The sequence below is a fragment of the Micromonospora sp. NPDC048907 genome (assembly GCF_055586885.1).
The window spans coordinates 110,608-131,026 of the sequence record NZ_JBVJHI010000012.1; the positions used below are offsets into that span (position 1 = coordinate 110,608).

The 20,419-nt window shown below is 74.8% G+C and carries 17 protein-coding genes; 10 read left to right on the forward strand and 7 right to left on the reverse strand.

The genetic code is table 11. The annotated features are described in order from the left end of the window. From ACZ6PY_RS29515 to ACZ6PY_RS29525, 3 genes are read left to right on the forward strand one after another with little or no spacing between them, the layout of a single operon-like run. Positions 1–189 carry an MbtH family protein gene (locus tag ACZ6PY_RS29515; RefSeq protein WP_154226018.1) on the forward strand — a complete coding sequence of 63 codons (189 nt, stop codon included), beginning with the start codon at positions 1–3 and terminating at the stop codon, positions 187–189. Beyond that, positions 186–3,305 (forward strand): non-ribosomal peptide synthetase, encoded by a 3,120-nt coding sequence (locus ACZ6PY_RS29520; RefSeq protein ID WP_466078277.1) that lies wholly within the window; start codon positions 186–188, stop codon positions 3,303–3,305. The genes ACZ6PY_RS29515 and ACZ6PY_RS29520 overlap by 4 nt, the downstream gene beginning before the upstream one ends. Beyond that, positions 3,305–8,794: an amino acid adenylation domain-containing protein gene (locus ACZ6PY_RS29525; protein WP_466078280.1), complete on the forward strand. Its 5,490-nt coding sequence runs from the start codon at positions 3,305–3,307 to the stop codon at positions 8,792–8,794. The genes ACZ6PY_RS29520 and ACZ6PY_RS29525 overlap by 1 nt, the downstream gene beginning before the upstream one ends. A 40-nt stretch (positions 8,795–8,834) precedes the next feature. Here ACZ6PY_RS29525 and ACZ6PY_RS29530 read toward each other — a convergent pair whose 3' ends face one another. Together ACZ6PY_RS29530 and ACZ6PY_RS29535 are read right to left on the reverse strand one after the other, a co-directional pair. Beyond that, on the reverse strand, positions 8,835–10,070 hold the full coding sequence (locus ACZ6PY_RS29530; protein ID WP_466078283.1) for a hypothetical protein: 1,236 nt from the start codon (positions 10,068–10,070) through the stop codon (positions 8,835–8,837). Between the two features lie 40 nt (positions 10,071–10,110). Further along, positions 10,111–10,629: an NUDIX hydrolase gene (locus ACZ6PY_RS29535; protein ID WP_466078286.1), complete on the reverse strand. Its 519-nt coding sequence runs from the start codon at positions 10,627–10,629 to the stop codon at positions 10,111–10,113. A gap of 55 nt (positions 10,630–10,684) precedes the next feature. Between ACZ6PY_RS29535 and ACZ6PY_RS29540 the strand changes: the two genes are divergently transcribed. Continuing rightward, positions 10,685–11,422 carry a class I SAM-dependent methyltransferase gene (locus ACZ6PY_RS29540; RefSeq protein ID WP_466078289.1) on the forward strand — a complete coding sequence of 246 codons (738 nt, stop codon included), beginning with the start codon at positions 10,685–10,687 and terminating at the stop codon, positions 11,420–11,422. 50 nt (positions 11,423–11,472) lie between these two features. Here the strand turns inward: ACZ6PY_RS29540 and ACZ6PY_RS29545 are convergent, their stop codons facing one another. Continuing rightward, a complete protein-coding gene (locus tag ACZ6PY_RS29545; protein WP_466078292.1) occupies positions 11,473–12,324 on the reverse strand; it encodes a helix-turn-helix domain-containing protein in 852 nt (283 codons plus the stop codon). A 3-nt stretch (positions 12,325–12,327) separates the two neighbouring features. Between ACZ6PY_RS29545 and ACZ6PY_RS29550 the strand changes: the two genes are divergently transcribed. After that, positions 12,328–13,800 carry an MFS transporter gene (locus ACZ6PY_RS29550; protein ID WP_466078295.1) on the forward strand — a complete coding sequence of 491 codons (1,473 nt, stop codon included), beginning with the start codon at positions 12,328–12,330 and terminating at the stop codon, positions 13,798–13,800. A gap of 99 nt (positions 13,801–13,899) precedes the next feature. Here the strand turns inward: ACZ6PY_RS29550 and ACZ6PY_RS29555 are convergent, their stop codons facing one another. From ACZ6PY_RS29555 to ACZ6PY_RS29565, 3 genes are all read right to left on the reverse strand, one after another. Continuing rightward, positions 13,900–14,487 (reverse strand): carboxymuconolactone decarboxylase family protein, encoded by a 588-nt coding sequence (locus tag ACZ6PY_RS29555; protein WP_466078298.1) that lies wholly within the window; start codon positions 14,485–14,487, stop codon positions 13,900–13,902. Positions 14,488–14,596: 109 nt separating this feature from the next. Next, positions 14,597–15,616, reverse strand: coding sequence for a DUF3800 domain-containing protein (locus tag ACZ6PY_RS29560; RefSeq protein ID WP_466078301.1), 1,020 nt, complete (start codon positions 15,614–15,616; stop codon positions 14,597–14,599). 100 nt (positions 15,617–15,716) lie between these two features. After that, positions 15,717–16,319 carry a DUF4291 domain-containing protein gene (locus ACZ6PY_RS29565; RefSeq protein ID WP_466078304.1) on the reverse strand — a complete coding sequence of 201 codons (603 nt, stop codon included), beginning with the start codon at positions 16,317–16,319 and terminating at the stop codon, positions 15,717–15,719. Positions 16,320–16,415: 96 nt separating this feature from the next. Here ACZ6PY_RS29565 and ACZ6PY_RS29570 point away from each other — a divergent pair, with 96 nt between their 5' ends. Beyond that, the gene (locus ACZ6PY_RS29570; protein ID WP_466078307.1) at positions 16,416–16,910 is read left to right on the forward strand and encodes a type II toxin-antitoxin system PemK/MazF family toxin; all 495 of its coding nucleotides are present in this window, start codon (positions 16,416–16,418) and stop codon (positions 16,908–16,910) included. Positions 16,911–16,917: 7 nt separating this feature from the next. Here ACZ6PY_RS29570 and ACZ6PY_RS29575 read toward each other — a convergent pair whose 3' ends face one another. Next, on the reverse strand, positions 16,918–17,553 hold the full coding sequence (locus ACZ6PY_RS29575; protein WP_262285270.1) for a GGDEF domain-containing protein: 636 nt from the start codon (positions 17,551–17,553) through the stop codon (positions 16,918–16,920). A 251-nt stretch (positions 17,554–17,804) separates the two neighbouring features. Between ACZ6PY_RS29575 and ACZ6PY_RS29580 the strand changes: the two genes are divergently transcribed. From ACZ6PY_RS29580 to ACZ6PY_RS29595, 4 genes are all read left to right on the forward strand, one after another. Then, positions 17,805–18,059 carry a DUF397 domain-containing protein gene (locus ACZ6PY_RS29580; protein ID WP_313721620.1) on the forward strand — a complete coding sequence of 85 codons (255 nt, stop codon included), beginning with the start codon at positions 17,805–17,807 and terminating at the stop codon, positions 18,057–18,059. A gap of 110 nt (positions 18,060–18,169) precedes the next feature. Further along, complete coding sequence (locus ACZ6PY_RS29585) at positions 18,170–19,057, forward strand: helix-turn-helix domain-containing protein (RefSeq protein WP_466078311.1); 888 nt, start codon at positions 18,170–18,172, stop codon at positions 19,055–19,057. 87 nt (positions 19,058–19,144) lie between these two features. Next, positions 19,145–20,194: a LacI family DNA-binding transcriptional regulator gene (locus ACZ6PY_RS29590; protein ID WP_466078314.1), complete on the forward strand. Its 1,050-nt coding sequence runs from the start codon at positions 19,145–19,147 to the stop codon at positions 20,192–20,194. Between the two features lie 2 nt (positions 20,195–20,196). Then, the gene (locus tag ACZ6PY_RS29595; protein ID WP_466078317.1) at positions 20,197–20,400 is read left to right on the forward strand and encodes a hypothetical protein; all 204 of its coding nucleotides are present in this window, start codon (positions 20,197–20,199) and stop codon (positions 20,398–20,400) included. The last annotated feature ends 19 nt before the right edge of the window (positions 20,401–20,419 follow it).

Genomic DNA, 20,419 nt, shown 5'->3' on the forward strand with positions numbered 1-20,419 from the left:
ATGGCCGAGCCCCGATTCCTGGTCGTCCGCAACGACGAGGAGCAGTACTCGATCTGGTCGGCCGACCGGGACCTCCCCGCGGGCTGGCACGACGCCGGCTTCGCCGGGACCCGCGAGGAGTGCCTGGCCCACGTCGACGAGGTCTGGACCGACATGCGTCCCCGCTCCGTCCGCGAGGCCCACTCATGAGTCAGGAGTGGACGTTCCCGGCCTCCTTCGCCCAGGAGCGGGTGTGGATGGCCAACCAGCTCGACGCCGGCTCGCCGGTGTTCAACGTGTCCGTCCCGTGGCGCTTCCCGGCCGACCTCGACGCCGACGCGGCCGGCGAGGTGGTCAACCGGGTGGTCGCCCGGCACGAGGCGCTCCGCACCCACCTGCGGGTCGACGACGGCGTGCTGGTGCAGGTGGTCCGGGCGCACGAGCCGGTCGCGCTGCCCACCACCGACCTGAGCCACCTGCCGGAGGCCGAGCGGCTGGCCGCGGCCGAGGCGATCCGGGCCGAGCTGGCCCGCACCCCGATCCCGCTGGACACCCCGCCGCTGTGGCGGGCCCGGCTGGTCCGCCTCGACGACGCCTGGGCGCTGGCCTTCGTGGCCCACCACGCCGTCTTCGACAGCCACTCGGCGGTGCTGTTCCACGCCGAACTCGCCGCGTTCTCCGCGGCCGCGCGGACCGGCGCCGAGCCCGCCGTGCCCGAGCTGCCCATCCAGTACGCCGACTTCGCGGTCTGGCAGCGCGACCAGCTCGCCGGGGCGGAACTGGACCGGCAGCTCGCCTTCTGGACCGGTCACCTGGCCGGCGCGCCGCCGGTGACCAACCTGCCGCTGGACCGGCCCCGCCCGGCCCAGCTCGGTTTCGCGGGCGACGAGGTGCGCTTCGACCTGCCCGAGGGGCTGCTCGACCGGGTCGGCACGCTGGCGGCCGGCTCGGCGGCCACGCCGTACATGGTGCTGCTGGCCGGTTTCGCGGCGCTGCTGTCGCGGATCTCCGGCGACACCGACGTGGTGGTCGGCGTCTCCACGGCGGGCCGTGACACCCCCGAGCTGGCCCCGCTCATCGGCATGTTCGTCAACCCGGTGGCGCTGCGCTGCGACGTCTCCGGCGATCCGTCCTTCGCCGCGCTGCTCGGCCGGGTCCGCGACGGCCTGGTCGACGCCATGGAGCACGGGCAGACTCCGTTCCAGAAGATCGTCGAGGCGGTCGACCCGCAGCGGGATCCGTCGGTGCAGCCGATCTTCCAGACCGCGCTGAACTACATCCCGGACTCCGGCCTCGACCCGGTGGAGCTGGGCACCACGAAGGACGACCTGGCCTTCGACATCACCGCCGGGGAGTGCCGCCTGGTCTACCGGACGGCGCTGTTCGACCGGGGCACCGCCGAGACGGTGGTCCGGCGGTACGTCGGGCTGCTCACCGCCGCCGTGGCCGACCCGGACCGCACCGTCGCCGCGCTGCCGCTGCTCACCGGCGCCGAGCGCGACCTGGTGCTGGGCGCCTGGAACGACACGGCGCGCGAGGTGCCGCCCGCCACCGTGGTGGACGAGGTGCAGCGGCGGGCCGCGGCCGCCCCGGACGCCACCGCGCTGGTCTGTGACGGCGTGCCACTCACGTACGACGAGCTGAACAGCGCCGCGAACCGGCTGGCCCGGCTGCTGGTGGCTCGCGGCGCCGGCCCGGAGACCCGCGTCGCGCTCGCCCTGCCCCGCTCCTGCGAGCTGGTGGTGGCGATGCTCGCCGTGCTCAAGTCCGGCGCCGCGTACGTGCCGGTGGACACCGCGTACCCGGCCGGGCGGATCGCCTACCTGCTGGAGGACGCCGCGCCGGCCCTCGTGGTGGCGACCCCGGACACCGCCGCCCTGGTGCCCGGCGGGGCGCTGGTGCTCGACGGTGAGCTCGGTGCGGACCAGCCGGGCGGTGACCTGGGCGACGCCGACCGGCGGAGCCCGCTGCGCCCCGAGCACCCGGCGTACGTGCTCTACACGTCCGGCTCGACCGGGCGGCCCAAGGGCGTGGTGGTGGAGCACCGGGCGGTGACCGCCTACCTGGCCTGGGCGCGGGCCACCTACCCGGGGCTGGCCGGCACGGCACTGCTGCACTCGCCGGTCTCCTTCGACCTCACCGTCACCGGCCTGCTCGGCACGCTCACCGCCGGCGGCACGGTCCGGCTCGCCGCGATCGACGAGCCGGCCGCGCGGGCCGGTGGCCGGCCGGCCTTCCTCAAGGTCACCCCGAGCCACCTGCCGCTGCTCGACGGCGAGCTGTCGCCCACCGCCGACCTGGTGATCGGCGGCGAGGCGCTCACCGGCGAGCAGCTCGCCGCGTGGCGGGCCGCCCACCCGGACGTGGCGGTGACCAACGAGTACGGCCCGACCGAGGCCACCGTGGGCTGCGTGGCCGCCCGGATCGCCCCCGGCGAGCCGGTCCGGCCGGGTCCGGTGCCGATCGGCACGCCCACCTGGAACACCCGGGCGCTGCTGCTCGACGCGGCCCTCCAACCGGTCCCGCCGGGCGTGGTCGGCGAGCTGTACGTCACCGGCGCGCAGCTCGCCCGCGGCTACCACCGCCGTCCCGGCCTCACCGCCGAGCGCTTCCTGCCCTGCCCCTACGGCCCGCCCGGCGCGCGCATGTACGCCACCGGCGACCTGGCCCGCTGGCGGCCCGACGGCACCCTGGACTACCTGGGCCGCCGTGACGACCAGGTGAAGGTGCGCGGCATGCGGATCGAGCTGGGGGAGGTCGAGGCGGCCCTGCTGGCCCACCCGGACGTCCGGGCGGCCGCCGCGGCGGTGCGCACCGACAGCGGCGAGCCGACCCTGGTCGGCTACCTGGTCGGCCCCGCGCACGAGGACTCGGTCCGCGCCGAGCTGGCCCGCGAGCTGCCCGCGCACCTGGTGCCGGCGGCCCTGGTCCGGCTCGACGCGCTGCCGCTGACGCCGAACGGCAAGCTGGACCGGGCCGCGCTGCCCGCCTCAGCCGCCGCCGCACCGGCCGAGGGGGCCTACGTCGCGCCGCGCACCGAGGCCGAGTCCCTGGTCGCCGAGGTGTACGCCGAGATTCTCCAGGTGGAGAAGGTCGGCGCCCTGGACGATTTCTTCACCCTCGGCGGCAACTCGCTGCGCGGCATGCGGGCGATGGCCCGGATCCGCGCCGAGGTGGACGTCGACCTGCCCATGCGGGCGCTGTTCAGCAGCCCCGTGGTGGCGGACCTGGCCGCCCAGATCGAGCAGCGGATCGCCGCGGAACTCGACGGGCTCTCCGACAGCGAGGTCGCCGCCCTGCTCGCGGCGGAAGAGGAAAGCAGCTGATGACCGACCTGAAGGATCCGGCCCGCGAGGCGGCCCGGCAGGCGCTGATCGCCAAGCGGCTGCGCGCCCGCCAGGCCGCCCCCGCGGCCCGGATCACCCCCCGGCCCCCCGGCGCCGCGGTGCCGCTGTCGTACGCCCAGGAGCGGGTCTGGTTCATGGACCAGCTCGCGCCTGGCGAGGCGGCGTACCACATCGCGGTGCCGCTGCGGGTGCGCGGCCCGCTCGACGTCGAGGCGCTGCGCGCGGCCCTGGCCGCGCTCGCCGCCCGGCACGAGTCGCAGCGCACCCGCTTCCCGGCCGACTCCGACGGCCGCCCCACCGTGGTGGTGGAGGAGTCCGTCGAGGTGCCCCTGACCATCGTGGACGCCCCGGACGAGGCGAGCGCGCAGGTGCTGGTGGACGCCGCCGCCGCGGAACCGTTCGACCTGGCGAACGGGCCGCTGCTGCGCGCCCTGCTGATCCGGCTGGCCGAGGAAGACCACGTGCTCTTCCTGGGCCAGCACCACATCGTCGGCGACGGTTGGTCGGTGGACGTGCTGCTGCGCGACCTGATCACCCTCTACCGCGGCGGTGAGCCGCCCGCCCTGCCGATCCAGTACGGCGACTTCGCCGTCTGGGAGGCCGGGGAGCTGGACGGGTCGCAGGCCCGGGCCCACGTCGACTACTGGAAGGAGCGGCTGGCCGGCATCACCCCCCTGGAGCTGCCGCTGGACCGGCCCCGCCCGGCCACCCAGACCTACCGGGGCGACTTCGTCGAGTTCCAGCTCGACCGGGCGGCCACCGAGGCGCTCAACGCGCTCACCCGGGCCACCGGCGGCACGCTGTTCATGACGCTGCTGGCCGCGTACCAGGTGCTGCTGGCCCGGCACGCCGGCCAGGACGACTTCGCGGTCGGCGCCTCGGTGGCCGGCCGCTCCGCGCCCGAGCTGGAGAACGTCGTCGGCATGTTCATCAACATGCTGCCGCTGCGGGCCGAACTGGCCGGCGACCCCACCTTCACGGAGCTGCTGGCGCGCACCCGGCGTACCGTGCTCGACGGCTTCGAGCACGCCGAGGTGCCCTTCGCCAAGGTCGTCCACGAGCTGGGGCTGCCCCGCGACGTCAGCCGCTCCCCGGTGTTCCAGGCCATGTTCGTGCTGCAGAACTACGAGATGGGCCGGTTCAGCGGGGTGTCCCGCACCGACGAGGTCACCTTCGAGTGGACCCCGATGGAGCTGCGGGCCACCCGGTTCGACTTCGAGTTGCACGCCGTGGAGACCGTCGACGGGCTCTGGGGCAAGCTGGTCTTCAACACCGACCTGTTCACCCGGGACACCGTCGAGCGGATGGCCCTGCGGTGGACCACCCTGCTGGCCGCGATCGTCGCCGCGCCGGACACCCCGGTCTCCCGGCTGGACCTGCTCCCCGCCGACGAGCGGGCGCTGCTGGCCGGGTGGAACGACACGGCCGCGGACTTCCCGCGCGACCAGATGCTGCACGGCCCGATTGAGGAGCGTGCCGCCGCCACCCCGGACGCGGTCGCCGTGACCATCGAGGGACACAGCCTCACGTACGCCGAGCTGAACGCGGCTGCCAACCGGGTCGCGCACCGGCTGCGCGCCGCCGGCGTCGGCCCGGAAACCCTGGTCGGGGTCTGCGCGGAACGCTCCGTCGAGCTGGTCGCCGGCCTGCTCGGCGTGCTCAAGGCCGGCGGCGCCTACCTGCCGCTGGACCCGGAGTACCCGGCGGACCGGCTCGCCTTCATGGTCACCGACGCGGACGCGCCGGTGGTGCTGGTCCAGGAGCACCTGCGCGACGTGCTGCCGGCCACCGCCGCCACGGTGCACGCCCTCGACGACGCCACGGTGTGGGCCGACCAGCCGGCCACCGACCCGGTGCCCACCGCCGGCCCCGAGCACCTGGCGTACGTCATCTACACCTCCGGCTCGACGGGCCGGCCCAAGGGCGTGCCGAACACCCACCGGGGCATCGTCAACCGGCTCGACTGGATGCAGAAGACCTACGGTCTCGGCGCCGACGACGCGGTGCTCCAGAAGACCCCGGCCAGCTTCGACGTCTCGGTCTGGGAGTTCTTCTGGCCGCTGCGCGCCGGCGCCCGGCTGGTGCTCGCCAAGCCGGGCGGCCACAAGGACGCCGGCTACCTGCGCGACCTGCTGGTGGCCGAGCGGATCACCACGGCCCACTTCGTCCCGTCCATGCTGACGGTCTTCCTCGGCGAAGACGGCATCGAGGAGGCCACCGCGCTGCGCCGGGTGATCTGCTCCGGCGAGGAACTGCCGCTGGCCTCCGCGCTCGACTTCACCGCCCGGCTGCCCTGGTGCGGGCTGCACAACCTGTACGGCCCGACCGAGGCGGCCATCGACGTCACGGCCTGGCACTGCGACCCGGCCCGGCTGGCCGCGGCCGCGAGCGTGCCGATCGGCGCGCCGATCGCCAACCTGCGGCTGCACGTGCTCGACCCGGCCGGCGCCGAATGCCCCGTCGGAGTGGCCGGGGAGCTGCACATCGGCGGTGTCGGGCTGGCCCGCGGCTACCACCGCCGGCCGGCGCTGACCGCCGAGAAGTTCGTCCCCGACCCCTTCTCCGGTGAGCCGGGCGCCCGGCTCTACCGCACCGGCGACCTGGCCCGCTGGGTCGTCGGGCCGGACGGGACCGGGGTCATCGAGTTCCTCGGCCGGATCGACCACCAGGTCAAGCTGCGCGGCCTGCGCATCGAGCTGGGCGAGATCGAGAGCGCGCTGCGCGAGCAGCCCGGGGTGACCGAGGCCGCGGTGATCGTCCGCGAGGACAGTCCCGGCGACAAGCGGCTCACCGCGTACCTGGTCGGGCCGGCCGAGCACGCGGCGCTGAAGGCGGCGCTCAAGGACACCCTGCCGGAATACATGGTGCCGGCCGCGTTCGTCACCCTCGACGCGCTGCCGCTGACCCCGAACGGCAAGCTCGACCGCAAGGCGCTGCCCGCGCCGGTGGTCACCCGCGAGGCGTCGGTGGCCCTGGTCGAGCCGCGCGACGACACCGAGCGGGCGCTCGCCGCCATCTGGTCCGAGGTGCTCGGCGTCGACACGCTCGGCATCGACGACGACTTCTTCGACCTGGGCGGGCACTCCATGCTCGCCACCCAGGTGGTTGCGAAGATCCGCAAGGCGGAGCTGGGCGGCCGGGCGGTCGGCGTCATGGACCTGTTCCAGCAGCGGACGATCCGCGAGCTGGCCGCGTTCATCTCCGGCGACGCCGCCGAGGCCGGCCCGCGCCGGCTGCTCTACGAGCTGACCAAGCCGATTCCCGCCGGCCAGCGGGTGCTCACCTACGTCTGCGTCCCGTACGGCGGCGGCAGCGCCATCGTCTACCAGCCGCTCGCCGACGCGCTGCCGGCCGGGCACGCGCTGTGGTCCCTGGCCATCCCCGGCCACGACGTCGGCCTCAGCGAGGACGCGCTGCCGTTCGACGAGCTGACCACCCGGGTGGCCGAGGAGATCCTGGAACGGGTCGAGGGGCCGCTGGCCCTCTACGGCCACTGCGGCGTGGGCAGCGCCATCGTCGCCGAGGTGGCCCGCAAGGTCGAGGCGGCCGGGCGGGACCTCGACGCCGTCTACATCGGGGCGATGTTCCCGTTCGCCCGCCCGAAGGGCCTCTTCGCGGCCGCCCGCAACCGGCTCGAACAGCTGCGCAGCAACAAGCACTACGCCAGCTGGCTCAAGTCGATGGGCGTGGACACCGACGAGCTGGACCCGGAGCAGGCCGACCGGATCATCAGCAACATGCGCGCCGACTCCCGCGCCTCGGAGGAGTACTTCACCCGGCTGCTCGACCAGCGGGCCACGAAGCTGCGCGCCCCGATCATCTCGGTGGTCGGCTCCGAGGACCCGGTCACCGACTACTACCGCGAGCGGTACGCCGAGTGGCAGTTCCTCAGCGACACCCTCGGGCTGGTCGTCCTCGACCAGGCCGGGCACTTCTTCCTGAAGTACCGGGCCGAGGAGCTGGCCGAGATCGTCACCCGGGTGCACCCGGCCGTGGTCGCCGGGGACGTCACCGACCTCGGCCCGCAGGCCCGCGGCGAGGACGCCGGCTGGGCGGTCCTCGACCGGCTCCGGGTCGGCCAGGAGGAACGGCCGGCGGCCACGACGGTCAAGCCGAGCATGGCCCGCTTCCTGTCGATCACCGTCGGGCAGCTCGTCTCCAGCACCGGCTCGGCGCTGACCGCGTTCGCCCTGCCGATCTGGCTGTTCAACCGGACCGGGTCGGTGGCCGACCTGGGACTGCTCTGGGCGCTCGCGCTGATCTGCGGCGTGCTCATGCTCCCGGTGGCCGGCGCCATCGTCGACCGGGTCAGCCGGCGCCGGATCATGATGCTGGCCAGCTCCGTGGCCGGTTCGATCCAGCTGGTCCTGGCGAGTCTGCTGTGGACCGACAACCTGGTGCTCTGGCACATCTACCTGCTTGTCGCGCTCAGCTCCGTCGCCGGGTCGTTCCAGCGGATCGCGTTCCAGTCGGCGGTGCCCCAGCTCGTGCCGAAGCGCTACCTCGGCCACGCCATGGGCATCACCCAGCTCTCCACCGGCGTGGCCACCCTGCTCATGCCGGTCTTCGCGGCCGGCCTGCTCGCCGCGATCGACCTGAAGGGCATCCTGCTCATCGACGTGGCCAGCTACGTGGTCGCCGTGCTCACCCTGGCCGTGGTCCGCTTCCCCGACCTGCTCGGCTGGCGGCCCCGGGAGCGGCTGCTGGTGGCCATCGCCAACGGGATGCGCTACTCCTGGCAGCACCGCGGCTTCCGGCTGATGCTGGGCTACTTCGCGCTGGGCAACATCTTCCTGGCGCCCGCGCTGGTGCTCACCACCCCGCTGGTGCTGTCCTTCGGGAGCCCGACGCAGGTGGCCCAGGTGGCCCTCGCCGAGGCGGTCGGCGCGGTGGCCGGCGGCGTGCTCATGTCGCTGTGGGGCGGGCCGCGCAAGCGGCGGATGATCGGCGTGCTCATCGGCAACCTGGGCACCGCGATCGGCTGCGTCCTGATCGGGCTGGACGCCTCGCTCGCGATGATCTGCGTGGGCATGTGCTGGCTGGCCATGGCCATGACCACCGCGCAGTCGATCTACGCGACCATCGTCCAGGTCAAGGTGCCGCAGCGCTTCCACGGCCGGGTGTTCAGCCTCAACCAGACCATCGCCTGGTCCACCCTGCCCATCGGGTTCGCGCTGCTCGCGCCGGGCGCCACCGCCCTGTTCGAGCCGATGCTCGCCCCGGGTGGGGCGCTGGCCGGGTCGGTGGGCGCGGTGATCGGCACCGGACCGGGCCGCGGCATCGGTTTCGCGTACGTCTGCTTCGGGGTGGCCCTGATCGTCATCACCCTGGGCGGCTTCGCGATCCGCCTGCTGCGCCGCTTCGACCTGGAGGTCGAGGACTCCCTGCCCGACGACCTGATCGGCGCGCAGGAGCGGGAGCGGCGGCTCGCCGCCCGGGCCGCCGAGCGGGAGAAGGTCGCCGTCTAGGCCGGTGGGGGCCTCCGGCGGCAACCGGAGGCCCCCACACTCACCACCGCTGCGGCGAGTCCGCCACCTCGTCCTCGGGCAGTTCCGCCGGCTCGGCCACCCATCCCGAGTAGACCGGCAGCCCGTGCCAGGGCCCGCCCGCCTCGTCGGTGGCCACCGCCACCACCGCGTACGGGTGCCCGAACCGCAGCTCCGCGACCCGGGCGACCCCCTCCGGCGGCAGCCCGGCCGCGACGCCGAACGCGGTCACCGCGGCGGCCTCGAAGCCGTACCGCCCGAACCGGGCCACCGCCGACTGCACCGCCTCGAACGGCGGCTCCGCGAGCCCGAGCAGCGCGCCCAGCGCCCGCGCCGCGCCGTCGAAACCGAACCCGGCCGGGGTCAGGTCGTGCCGGCTCTCCGCCGACCAGCAGGGCAGCACCGCCGCGGCCCGCTCCTCGCGGCCGTCCCGGGCGAACGTCCGGGTCGGCTCCTCTCGCAGCGCCCACAGCGCCGTCTCGCCCAGCGGCAGGTCGAACAGCGACCGGCGACCCGGCTCCGTCCCGGCCGGGACGGTGGCGGCCGTCGCGGCCAGCTCCTGTGCGGCCGCCAGCACGTCCACCGCCGGCACCTCCGGCGCGGCGGCCACCGACACCACCAGCAGGCCGGCCCCGCCGTCCGCCGGTCGCGCCGGCGCGGCGTGCACCGCCACGTCGCCGGCCCGGTCGGTGGCCGCCACCCAGCAGCGGTGCCCCCACGGCGGCGTGCGCAGCACCCGCCGGAGCGGGCCGGCCCAGGCGCTGCCGGCTCCCAGCTCGGCGGCGGGGGCCACCTCGAACGGGTCCGCCCAGGACACCCGGGTGGCCAGGGCGCTGGCCAGGATCAGCAGGGTGTCCGGGGCGACCGCGACCGGGAACCGCTCGATCAGGCCGCCGGTGCGCACCCGGGCCCAGGCGTCCAGCGCCGCCTGGTCGGGCAGCGGGCCCCGCTCGGTGCGCTCCGGCAGGCCGGCCCGCCAGGCGGCCAGCTGCTCGAACGGGGTCCGCTCCCACAGCGCGGTGGCCGCGGCGACCAGCGGGTGCGGCTCGGCGAGCAGCGCGCGGGCCGCCGCGGCGGCGTCGTCCGCGTCGGTGCCGAGCGCCTCGGTGAGGGTCGCCCTGGCCTCGCCGGTGGCCGCCGGACCGGTCAGCGCGAGCAGCAGCCAGGCGCCCAGCGGCGAGGCGACGTGGTGGGCGTCGCCGGCTGCGCGGTGCAGCCGCTCGGCGTAGTGGGCCAGGGGTGCGTGGAGTGGGTTCACCGCTCCACTGTGCCGGTCGGCGCGGCTCACGGCACGCCCGTCAGGACCACAGCTCGAACGGCTCGTCGATCTCCTCGCCGGCCAGGAACGCCGGCAGCAGCTCCGGCAGTCGCCCCGGGTAGCAGCGCGGCCGGTCGGCGACCACGTCGGCCACCGGCCACCAGCGGAACCCGAAGTAGTCCTCCACCTCGTAGTCCAGCCGGTCCGCCTCGTCCACGTCCGGCCCCGGCCCGGGCAGCCGAACCGGCACGACCACCTCGTCCTGGAGGTGCCGCCGCTGCCGGTGCCGGAAGCTGGCCCGCCGCCGCCAGGTCGGCGCGCCCACCTGCGCCGGCGCCACCACGATCCCGGCCTCCTCGCGCAGCTCCCGCACCGCCGCCTCCAGGTAGGTCTCCCCGGGGTCGAGCCCGCCGCCGGGCAGCTCCCACCAGGTGCCCAGCACGGGATGGTCCGGGTCGCGGGTGTGGAACAGCAGCACCCGGTCGGTGGCGTCCAGCACCACCAGCCGGACCGCCTCCCGTTCGAACAACGGCAGGTCGTCGGGCAGCTCCGGATCCACGGCACTCCCTCCGTCGGGGCGGCGGCGACCGGCCGGCCCTGCCATGATGGCGATCATGTCGCAGCTCTTCGGCGAGGTGGCCGGCGCCTACCATGAGGCCCGCCCAGGCTATCCGGCGGAGATCGTCGCGGCGATCCGCGCCTACCACGGCGGAACGCCCGACCTGCTGGCGGAGGTGGGCGCCGGCACCGGCCTGGCTACCGCCACCCTGCTCGGCCTCGGCGCGCCGACCGTCTGCGTCGAGCCGGATGCCCGGATGGCGGCGGTGCTGGCCGCACGCTTCCCGCAGGTCGACGTGGCGACGGTCGCCTTCGAGGAGTGGACGCCGCCGGCCGGCGGCGTGTCGGCGCTGGCCTGCGCCATGGCCTGGCACTGGCTCGACCCGGCCACCCGCAACCGTCGCGCGCACGACGCGTTGCGCCCCGGTGGCACCCTCGCCGTCTTCGGCCACCGCTACGACTACGTCGACCAGGCCCAGCGGGCGGCCATCCGGGCGGCGTTCGAGTCGGCAGACCCGCAACGGCAGGCCGACCGCCCCGAGACCTGGTTCCACGACGACATCGCGGGCAGCGGCCTCTTCACCGATGTCCGGGCGTCGCGGTACCGCCGGGACCTGCCGCTGGACACCGCGGCCTACCTGCGGCTGGTCGCCACCTTCTCGCCGCAGCTGCGCCGCCCGCCCGCGCTGCGCGAGCGCGTGCTCGCCGCGCTCGTCGCGACGATCGACGGGTTCGGGGGCACCGTGGTCCTCGACCTGCGCACCACCCTCGTCCTGGCCCGCCGCCCCGGCTGACCCGGTCGCGCCCGGACAGCCGCGAGGTGGCGGCGCGTGCGCCGGCCGGATCAGTCGCCGAGGAGCGCGTCGCCTCGCGGGGTACGCAGGTAGTAGACCAGGCGCCCGGCCCGCTGCCGGGTGACCAGGCCGGCGTTCACGAGCCGCGTGAGGTGGGCCGAGACCCCGCTCGGGGTCAGCCCGGTGCGGCGGGCCAGCGACGTCGTCGTCGACGGCGTCGTGAGCTCGACCAGCAGGGTTGCGCGAGCCCGGCCGACCACCGGGGCGAGATCGGCCGCGGGCGGGTCGCTGTGCCACATCGAGCCCACGCCCCGGGTGGGATATCGCAGCACCGGAGCCCACGGCTCGGACGCCTTGACGAAGACGGTCGGCCACGCGAACAGCGACGGCACGAGCACCAGGCCGCGACCGCCGAGTTCGTAGTCCCGGTCCAGACCCGGCCGGTCCACGGACAGGACGTCGTCGGACCACGAGATCGCGGGATCGAGTTCGGGGAACATCCGCTGCGGACCGTCGTCCGCCAGCCGCCGCGCCCGGAACATCACGTCGCCCTCCAGGATCCCGCGCATCCGACCCCAGTGCGGGGCCAGCGCGAGGCCCCAGTAGGTCCGCATCTGGGCGACGATCATCGGCAGGGTACGGCGGGGGGCGCGGCGCAGGTCCGACAGTGCGGCCGGCAGCCGGTCGCCGTACACCGCGTCCAGTTCCTCGCGCACGACGGCCGCCGGCGTCTCCCGCACCGCCGCGAACTCCGCGTCGGGCTCGGCGACCGGTGAGTGGGGCGCCGGCGCGAGGAAGCCGGGCAGGTGCCGCTCCGGCGCGATCACCAGGTCGCGCAGCTGACGCAGGTCGGGTGCGGCCAGCACCGTGGCCCGGTGCCGGGTCACCCAGGGCAGGTGCACGGCGTGCGCACCGGGATCGCGGAGGACACGCAGGCTCGCGACGATCTCCCAGGCGGGGGAGATCGCGAACCTGACGCTCGCGAGATCGGCCAGGGACAACGACATTCGCAGCATCAGACCGGCTCCACGAGGATTCACCGTAGTGTGAATCGTTGGCGCACGGGGGCGGCCGGCGCCGAAGGTCCGGGCATGTCGATCCAGTACGCCTCCCGTCGCGGGCACGCCGCTGCCCGGTCCCTGCCCCGCGACTTCGCTCGCTACCTCGTCGCCGCGGTCGCGGCGAAATGGGGCTTCCACATCGCCAAGGTGGCTGTTCCGCTCGTCGCGATCACGTCGCTCGGCGCCGGGCCGGGCGCGGCGGGTTCGTTGGCCGCCGCGGGTACCGCTCCGTTCCTGCTGCTCGGGCTGCCAGCGGGCGCATGGCTGGACCGGGTTGCCCGTCGCCCGGTAATGGTCGCCATGGATCTGGCCCGGTTCGTGCTGATCGGCTCGGTACCGGTCGCTGCCGCGGCTTCCGCCCTGACCATGACGCAGCTCTGGGTGGTGGTGTTCCTCAACGGCGTCGCGACCGTCTTCTTCGACGTCGCGATGCAGAGTCACCTGCCGGACCTTCTCGGTGGCGGGGACGGCGGGCGCCTGGTCGCGGCCAACGGGCGGCTCGGCGTCGTGGACCAGATGGCGTTGATCGGCGGCCCCGTGCTGGCCGGCTGGCTGATCGGCCTGTCGACAGCGGCGGCGGTCCTGGCCGCAACGGCGCTCGGCTACCTGTGGTCGGCGCTCTGGATCCGCCGCATCGAGCGGCCGGAGCCGCGCCGGGTCGACGTCGGACGAGGCTCGCTCGCGGTCGAGGTGCGGGAAGGCCTGTCGTTCGTCCGGCGTAACCACACCCTGCGGGCGATCGCCGTGGCCGGCGCGCTGGTGAACTTCGCGACCGCGGGCACGGTGGCGATGCTGCCGCTTCTCCTGGTGCAGGAACTGCACTGGTCGGAGAGCCAACTGGGCCTCTTCCTCGGTGCCGGCGGAATCGGTGGCCTGCTCGGGGTGTTCTGCGGGGAGCGGTTGTCGAGAGTCCTCGGCGCCGGCCGCTCGGTGCTCGCGATCGGGCTGGCCATCGCCCCGGTCTCGCTCGTGCTGCCGCTCGTCGGTCAGCCCGTGCCCGGGCCGCTCGCCGCGGCGGCGTGGGCACTGGTGATCTTCAAGGTCGGGTTCGACGCCGTGGTCCTGATGTCCTTCCGCCAGCACGTCACGCCAGCAGGGCTCCTGGGACGCGTCAACGGCACCCTGCGCGTGATGTTCAGTGGCGCGCTCACGCTCGGCGCGGCGACGGCGGCGTACGTCGGTGACCACGCTGGTCCGCGCGCCGCCACCTGGGTGGCCTGCGCCGCGCTCGCGCTGGTGTGGGTGCCGATCCTGCGCTCCCCGATGCGCCGGCAGACCCTCGACGCCGCCGGAGAACCTGCCGCCGGCGCCCGGTGAGGTGCTCGTCGCGCTGCCGGACCGGACCCGTCGGATCGGGGCTTCGCCGACGCCCGCGCCACCCGGCGCCGCTGTCGGTGGGGCCGGGGACGTGTGCGCCTAGACCTGGCGGCCGAAGGTGACGGCTTCGCGGACGAGCCGGGGCGCCCTCTCCGCGAGCTGCGGATCCGGGCGTGCTCCGAGCGCGTCGTTGACGGTGGAGAACGCCAGCCGGAACGCGATCAGGGTGGTCGCCTCGAAGATCTCCTGGTCGCTGAGGCCCGCGTCGCGCAGGCGCTCCACGTGGGCCTCGGTCGCGGCATTCGGATCCCGGACGACCTGACGGGACCAGGCGGCCAGCGCGTTCTCCCGCTCGGACAGGTCACCGTCGGCACCGCGCAGCACCTGTGCCGCGGTCGCCTCGTCGCTGAGGTCGGCCAGCCGGGCACCCCAGGCCAGCGCGCAGTAGGCGTCGCCGCGGGCGGCGGCAGTGGCGGCGACCAGCACGGCCACCTCGCGGGGCGACAGGCCCGAGTCGGCCAGGAGATCGGCACGCAGGTCCTGGAAGGACGCCAGCACGTCAGGACGCCAGCACCAGACCCGGGTGAGGTTGTTGACGTAGCCGTCGGAGGTGAGGTCCCCCTCGTAGGCGGCGGTCACCGCCGGGCTCTGCGGCGGATCGGCGAGGAACACGGCCGGACGGTTCATGGGGTCACTGTGCGGCACCCGGCGACCACCCGAAGACCGATCAACGACAGCTCGGGTGTCGCCTTGTTTCCTCGTCGCCGTCAACCGGGGTCGGGATGTCCTCCCCGCCTCACAGTTCGGGGTCGTGCAGCGACGTCGGGGACAGCAGCGGCTGAAGCATGGCGTCGGTCCTGATCGCCGGCGACCTCCGCGCCACCCCCGCAAGGAGGTCGGCGACCTGGACCCGTGGATCGTCGCGGGAGTCGACCATCACGAGCCCGGCCAGGGGCGACACTCCGGCCGGCAACGCCCCGACCGTGTCGGCGGCGGCCGGTGCTGTGCCGTGGTCGGCCAGCGCCTGCCGGAGACGGGTCAACCGGTCGGCCGTGAGGGCGCTCTGCTCGTCGTGGGTCACCAGCACCTGCCGCTGTCCGCCGCTCCAGGACAGGACCGTCTCCGCCAGCGCCGGCAGCATCGGTTCCAGCGGCGGCGGGATCGACCGGTCGTCGTTGTCGAGCCTGGTCACCACGGACCACACGCGGGCCGGGTCGAGCCCGTCGAGGACGTCCTCGCCCCGGGTGCCGAGGCCGGCCCGGGCCAGCGCGTCCCGGGCCGCGAAGAACCGCTGCACGGTCCGGCGATCCGGATGCCGGCGTTTGGTACGGACCAGGTCGACGAAGGCCGTCAGGAAGGCGCCCCAGTCACTTCCGGCCGAGCGCCCCGCCCGGTACAGGGCGAGGGCGGCCGGACGGTGATCCTGCGCCAGGCGGGTGCCGGCCACGTACGACGGCTCGGTCAGCAGCAGGTCGACGATCCGGGTGACGAGGAAGAACTCCTTGTCGACGAGCTGGACGGACGCGCGTCCCTCCAGCGCCCCGAGGAACCACACCCGCGCCTCGGCCGCTCCCGGGCCGCGAAGGAACTGCCCGGACTTGAGCTCGTGCGGCGAGAACCGGAACCCGGACCGCAGCGCGGTGATCAGCCCGACGGCCTCGTCCACGTCCAGGTCGACGCTCGCGTGGGTGATCACCGGGCTGGCCGAGTGGAGCAGGTTGGTGCCCGAGAATCCGGACTCGTCGCAGGCGACCTCCACGACGGCGCCGACCACCGCGCCGATCGGCGGGAGCCCGCCCTGCAGAGGCGTCCTCACACCCGATCTCCCACCACGCCGACCATGGTCGGTCGTGCACCACCGTTGAACAACCCAATTGTTCGACCGGTACGGCGTGACTCCGGGCGGCCCCGGCGGTTCAGTCCGAAGCGGCGTCGATCACCTGGGCCACCTCGACCGGCAGCGGGTACGGTCGCTCGACCGGCAACAGCGCGGTCGCGCCGGGCTCGTCGCCGGCGGTGAGGCGGGCGTGCACCGCCCGGGCCAGCGGCGTGACGTGGGTGAGGCCGACCAGCCACTCGTCGACGTAGCGGCGCGCCGCTTCGCCGGCCAGCCCCACCTGCACCGACCGGTACGACAGCGGGGCGAGCCGCAGCGACCGTTCCGGGTCCCACTGCACCCGTACCGGGCTGGTGCGCAGCTGCCGCCGCCAGCTGTCCCGGTCCGGGTGCCGCCGCGGGTCGTAGCCGCTGAGGCAGGCGTGCGCGAGCGCCCACTCGAAGCCGGAGCGGGTGATCTCGACCGCGAGCACCCGTTCCTGGCCCGGCTTGAGGGCCCAGCCGCAGCGGTACATCATCCACCGGAACGAGGGCTTGATCCAGGTCATCCGCTCCCGCTTGAACGGCGGCACGAACCGGCCGGCGGCCAGCGCCGCGTCGGCGATCTCCGGCCGGTACGCCTGGTAGACGGTGACGGTGTCGGCGGTGAACGCGGCCCGGACCTGATGACGGGGAAAGGTCACCGGGGCATCGTGGCGGACCGCCAGCCGGCGGGGCCACCGGATTCCCCACCTCCGCCGCCGCGCGCCCGTCCCGGAGCGGAGGATAGGCTGCCCGCCGTGGCAGGTCTGTTGAGGAACGTGGCGTCGCGGCTCGGCCGGATCGCCGGGGGCGCCGCCGCGCCCGCAGGTACCGCCCGACCGATCCCGGCCCAGGTCGCCCGGCGCCGCCAGGTCACCGTGCTGCAGCGGCGCGAGCTGGCGTACGCGCCGGAGCCGGACGGGCAGGCGGACCCGGGGGAGATCGTCTGGACCTGGGTGCCGTACGAGGACGATCCGCGCCAGGGCAAGGACCGCCCGGTGCTGGTGGTGGGCCGGCAGAGCCGCACACTGTTCGGGCTCATGCTGTCCAGCCAGAGCGACCGCGACGGCCAGCGGCACTGGCTGGCGCTGGGCCCGGGGGAGTGGGACCGGGACCAGCGGCCGAGCTGGGTCCGCCTGGACCGGGTGCTCACCATGCGCGAGGACAGCATCCGCCGGGAGGGTGCCGTGCTGGACCGGCGCCGGTTCGACCGGGTGGGCCAGGCGCTGCGCGCCGGCTACGGCTGGCGCTGACGGCGGGTCAGCACTCGCCGACGAGTTGGCGGGCCGCGCGGGCGGCGCCGACCGTCTTCGCCTGGTACATGGCCGCGTCGGCCCGGCACAGCGCGTCGGTGAGCTGGGTGGGGCCGTGCACCGGGGCGAGCCCCACCGAGGCGGTCACCCGGACGCTGCGGGCGCCCAGCGGGATGGGCGCGGCGAGCGCCTCGCAGAGCCGGCGGGTGGCGTGCTCGATCCAGCGCCGGTCCACCGTCGGGCTGACCAGCAGGCCGGCGAACTCGTCGCCGCCGAGCCGGGCGACGAGGTTGTCCCCGGCGAACGCGGCCAGCCGCTGCGCCACGCTGACCAGCACCTGGTCGCCCGCGGCGTGGCCGTAGCGGTCGTTGACCTGCTTGAAGTCGTCGAGGTCGAGCACGATCGCCACGAGCGGCTTGCCGGCGGCGTCGGTGAGCAGGGTGGCGGCCAGCCGGAAGAAGGCCCGCCGGTTGGGCAGCCCGGTGAGCGGGTCGTGGCTGGCGGCGTGCCGCTCGGCCGCGAGCTCGGCGTGGAGCAGCTCGATCTCGGCCTCGGCGCGCAGCGCCCGGCGGCGGAGTTGCCAGGCGGAGACCAGGGCGCCAGCCGCGGAGATGCCGGACGCGACGGTCATCGGATCCGGCACGCGCCCTCCCTCACCGCGGCCCCGGCCTCGCCGGACGGTGCCGGGCCGGACCTGTTCTGTCTGCTCGCAACCGGGATCCGGGTAACCGAACGTGAACGTCCGGGTACACCGCACGTGCGATATCATGCTCGCTGTCCATTGCAGATGCAATAGCAGATGCACGTGCATCCGTCCTCTGTCGACAGCCCTCCGTCGCCACCCACCGCTCCTCCCCGCGGCATCGGCTGGCTCTTCCCACGAAGGACGCCCCTGTGCCCCACCCCGCGAACGGCGTACCCACCTCCGAGCTGCCGCCGGTGCGGTGGCTGAAGAGTCGGCGCAGCAACCCGAGCGGCAACTGCGTCGAGCTGGCCGAGCTGCCCGACGGCGGCGGCATCGCGGTGCGCAACTCCCGCCACCCCGAGGGGCCGGCGCTCATCTACACGGTCGACGAGATCGCGGCGTTCGTGCTCGGCGCCCGCGACGGCGACTTCGACCACCTGATCGCTCGGCCGCCGTCCCGCTGACGGGATCGCATCCTCCGTCCGGAGGAGTTCACCTCACTGTCGGTCCATGGCATGCTTACTCCTCGCCGGGCTGGGGCGTCCGGCGTGGACAGTCGGCGAAGGACGGCCAGGTGACGACGGTGCCCGTCGAGGGAGGCCCGACCAGCGGTCCGACCGTGCTGCGCATGCTGCTCGGGGTGCGGCTGCGCCGGCTCCGGGAGGGCGCCGGGGTGAGCCGGGAGAGCGCCGGCTGGGAGATCCGCTCCTCCGAATCCAAGATCAGCCGGATGGAGCTGGGCCGGGTCGGCTTCAAGGAGCGCGACGTCGCCGACCTGCTCACCCTCTACGGCGTCACCGCGGCCGACGAGCGGGCGGCGCTGCTGAGGCTGGCCCGCGACGCGAACAGCCCCGGCTGGTGGCAGCGCTACGGTGACGTGCTTCCCTCCTGGTTCCAGTCCTACCTGGGGCTGGAGGCCGCCGCCACGCTGATCCGGACGTACGAGGTGCAGTTCGTCCCGGGGCTGCTGCAGACCCCCGCGTACGCCCGGGCGGTGGTCCTGCTGGGCCACCACGACGCGCCGCCGGCGGAGGTCGACCGGCGCGTGCGCCTGCGGATGGAACGCCAGGGACTGCTGCGCCGCGGCGATCCGCCGCAGCTCTGGGCGGTGCTCGACGAGGCGGTGCTCCGGCGGCCGGTCGGCGGCGCCGCCGTGATGCGCGAGCAGGTGGACGCGCTCATCGAGGCGACCGCCGCGCCGCACGTCCGGCTCCAGATCGTCCCGTTCGACGCCGGCGGGCACGCGGCCGCCGGTGGGGCCTTCAGCATCCTGCGCTTCGGCGACCAGGACCTGCCGGACATCGTCTACATCGAGCAGTTGACCAGCGCGGTCTATCTGGACAAGCGCGACGACCTCGACCACTACGGGACGGCGATGGAGCGGCTCTGCGGCGAGGCCGCGCCGCCCGGGCACACCCCCGAGCTGCTGGCCCGCATCCGGGACGAGCTCTACCCGGCCTGACCGGGACGGTTTCCCATTGACGTCCGCCGAGCGGCGGAGTAGCTTCTGAATCGATCTAGTACTGAATCGATCCAGAAGGGCAGACCGGTGAAGCCGACCCTGCAGGACGTCGCGAACGCGGTGGGTGTCTCCCGCAGCACCGTCTCCAACGCCTACAGCCGGCCGGACCAGCTGTCCGCCACCCTGCGGACGAAGATCCTCGACGCCGCGCGCCGCCTCGGCTACCCGGGCCCCGACCCGACCGCCCGCTCGCTGCGCCGCGGCTTCGTCGGCGCGATCGGCGTCCTGTTCACCTCCGAGCTGTCCTACGCCTTCACCGACCCGTTCGCGGTGCGCTTCCTCGCCGGTGTCGGCCAGGCGGCCGAGCAGCACGGCGCCAGCCTGCTGCTGGTGCCCCTGCCCCGCGACCGCGCAGGGGCCCGGGCCGCCGTCGACAACGCCGCGGTCGACGGCTTCTGCGTCTACTGCGTCGGCGACGAGGAGCACGTGCTCGGGGCGATCCGCGACCGGGGGCTGCCCCTCGTGACCACCGCCCCACCCGCCGCGGCCGGCCCCGCCGACCGCTTCGTCGGCATCGACGAGCGCGCCGCCGCCCGGTCCGTCGCCGACCACGTCGCCGGCCTCGGGCACCGGCGGGTGGCCCTGCTCGGCGACACCGTGCTGCCCGACGCGCCGCCCGGGCCGCTGCGGCTGGCCGCTCCCGGCGACGCCCCCCACCCCACGACCCACGGCCGGCTCACCGGCTTCGCCGACGCGTTCGCCGCGGTCGGTGTTCCCTGGCCGGAGATCACGGTGGTCAACGCCGCCGGCAACAGCCGGGCCGCCGGCGCCGCGGCCATCGCACCGGTGCTGGCCGGCGACGACCCGCCGACGGCCGTGCTGGCCTGCTCCGACGTGTTGGCGCTCGGAGTGCTCGACGCGGCCGGCCCGCATTCGGGCCTCTCGGTCACCGGCTTCGACGACGTCGCCGAGGCCGCCGCCGCGGGGCTGACCACCGTCCGGCAGCCGGCCGAGGAGAAGGGCCGGCTCGCCGCCGCGCTGCTGCTGGAGCCGCCGGCCGACCCGGCCGCCGGCCACCTCCTGCTCCCCACCGACCTCGTCATCCGGACCTCCACCGGTCCCGTCCCCAGGAGTTGACCATGGAACAGCCCACCGGATTCGTCCTCGCCGTCGACGCCGTGACGCGGCACGTGAACTCCGCCCGCCCCGACGCCCCGGTCCGTCCCGACCGGCCCCGCGCGCCCCGGCTGGCGCCCACCCGGCTGGCCGCCGCGGCGGCCCTGCGCCGCCTCGCCGACCGGATGGAGCCCCGCCCGGCCGCGATGCCCACCTGCGGGTCCTGACCCCGGTCGACCACCCGGC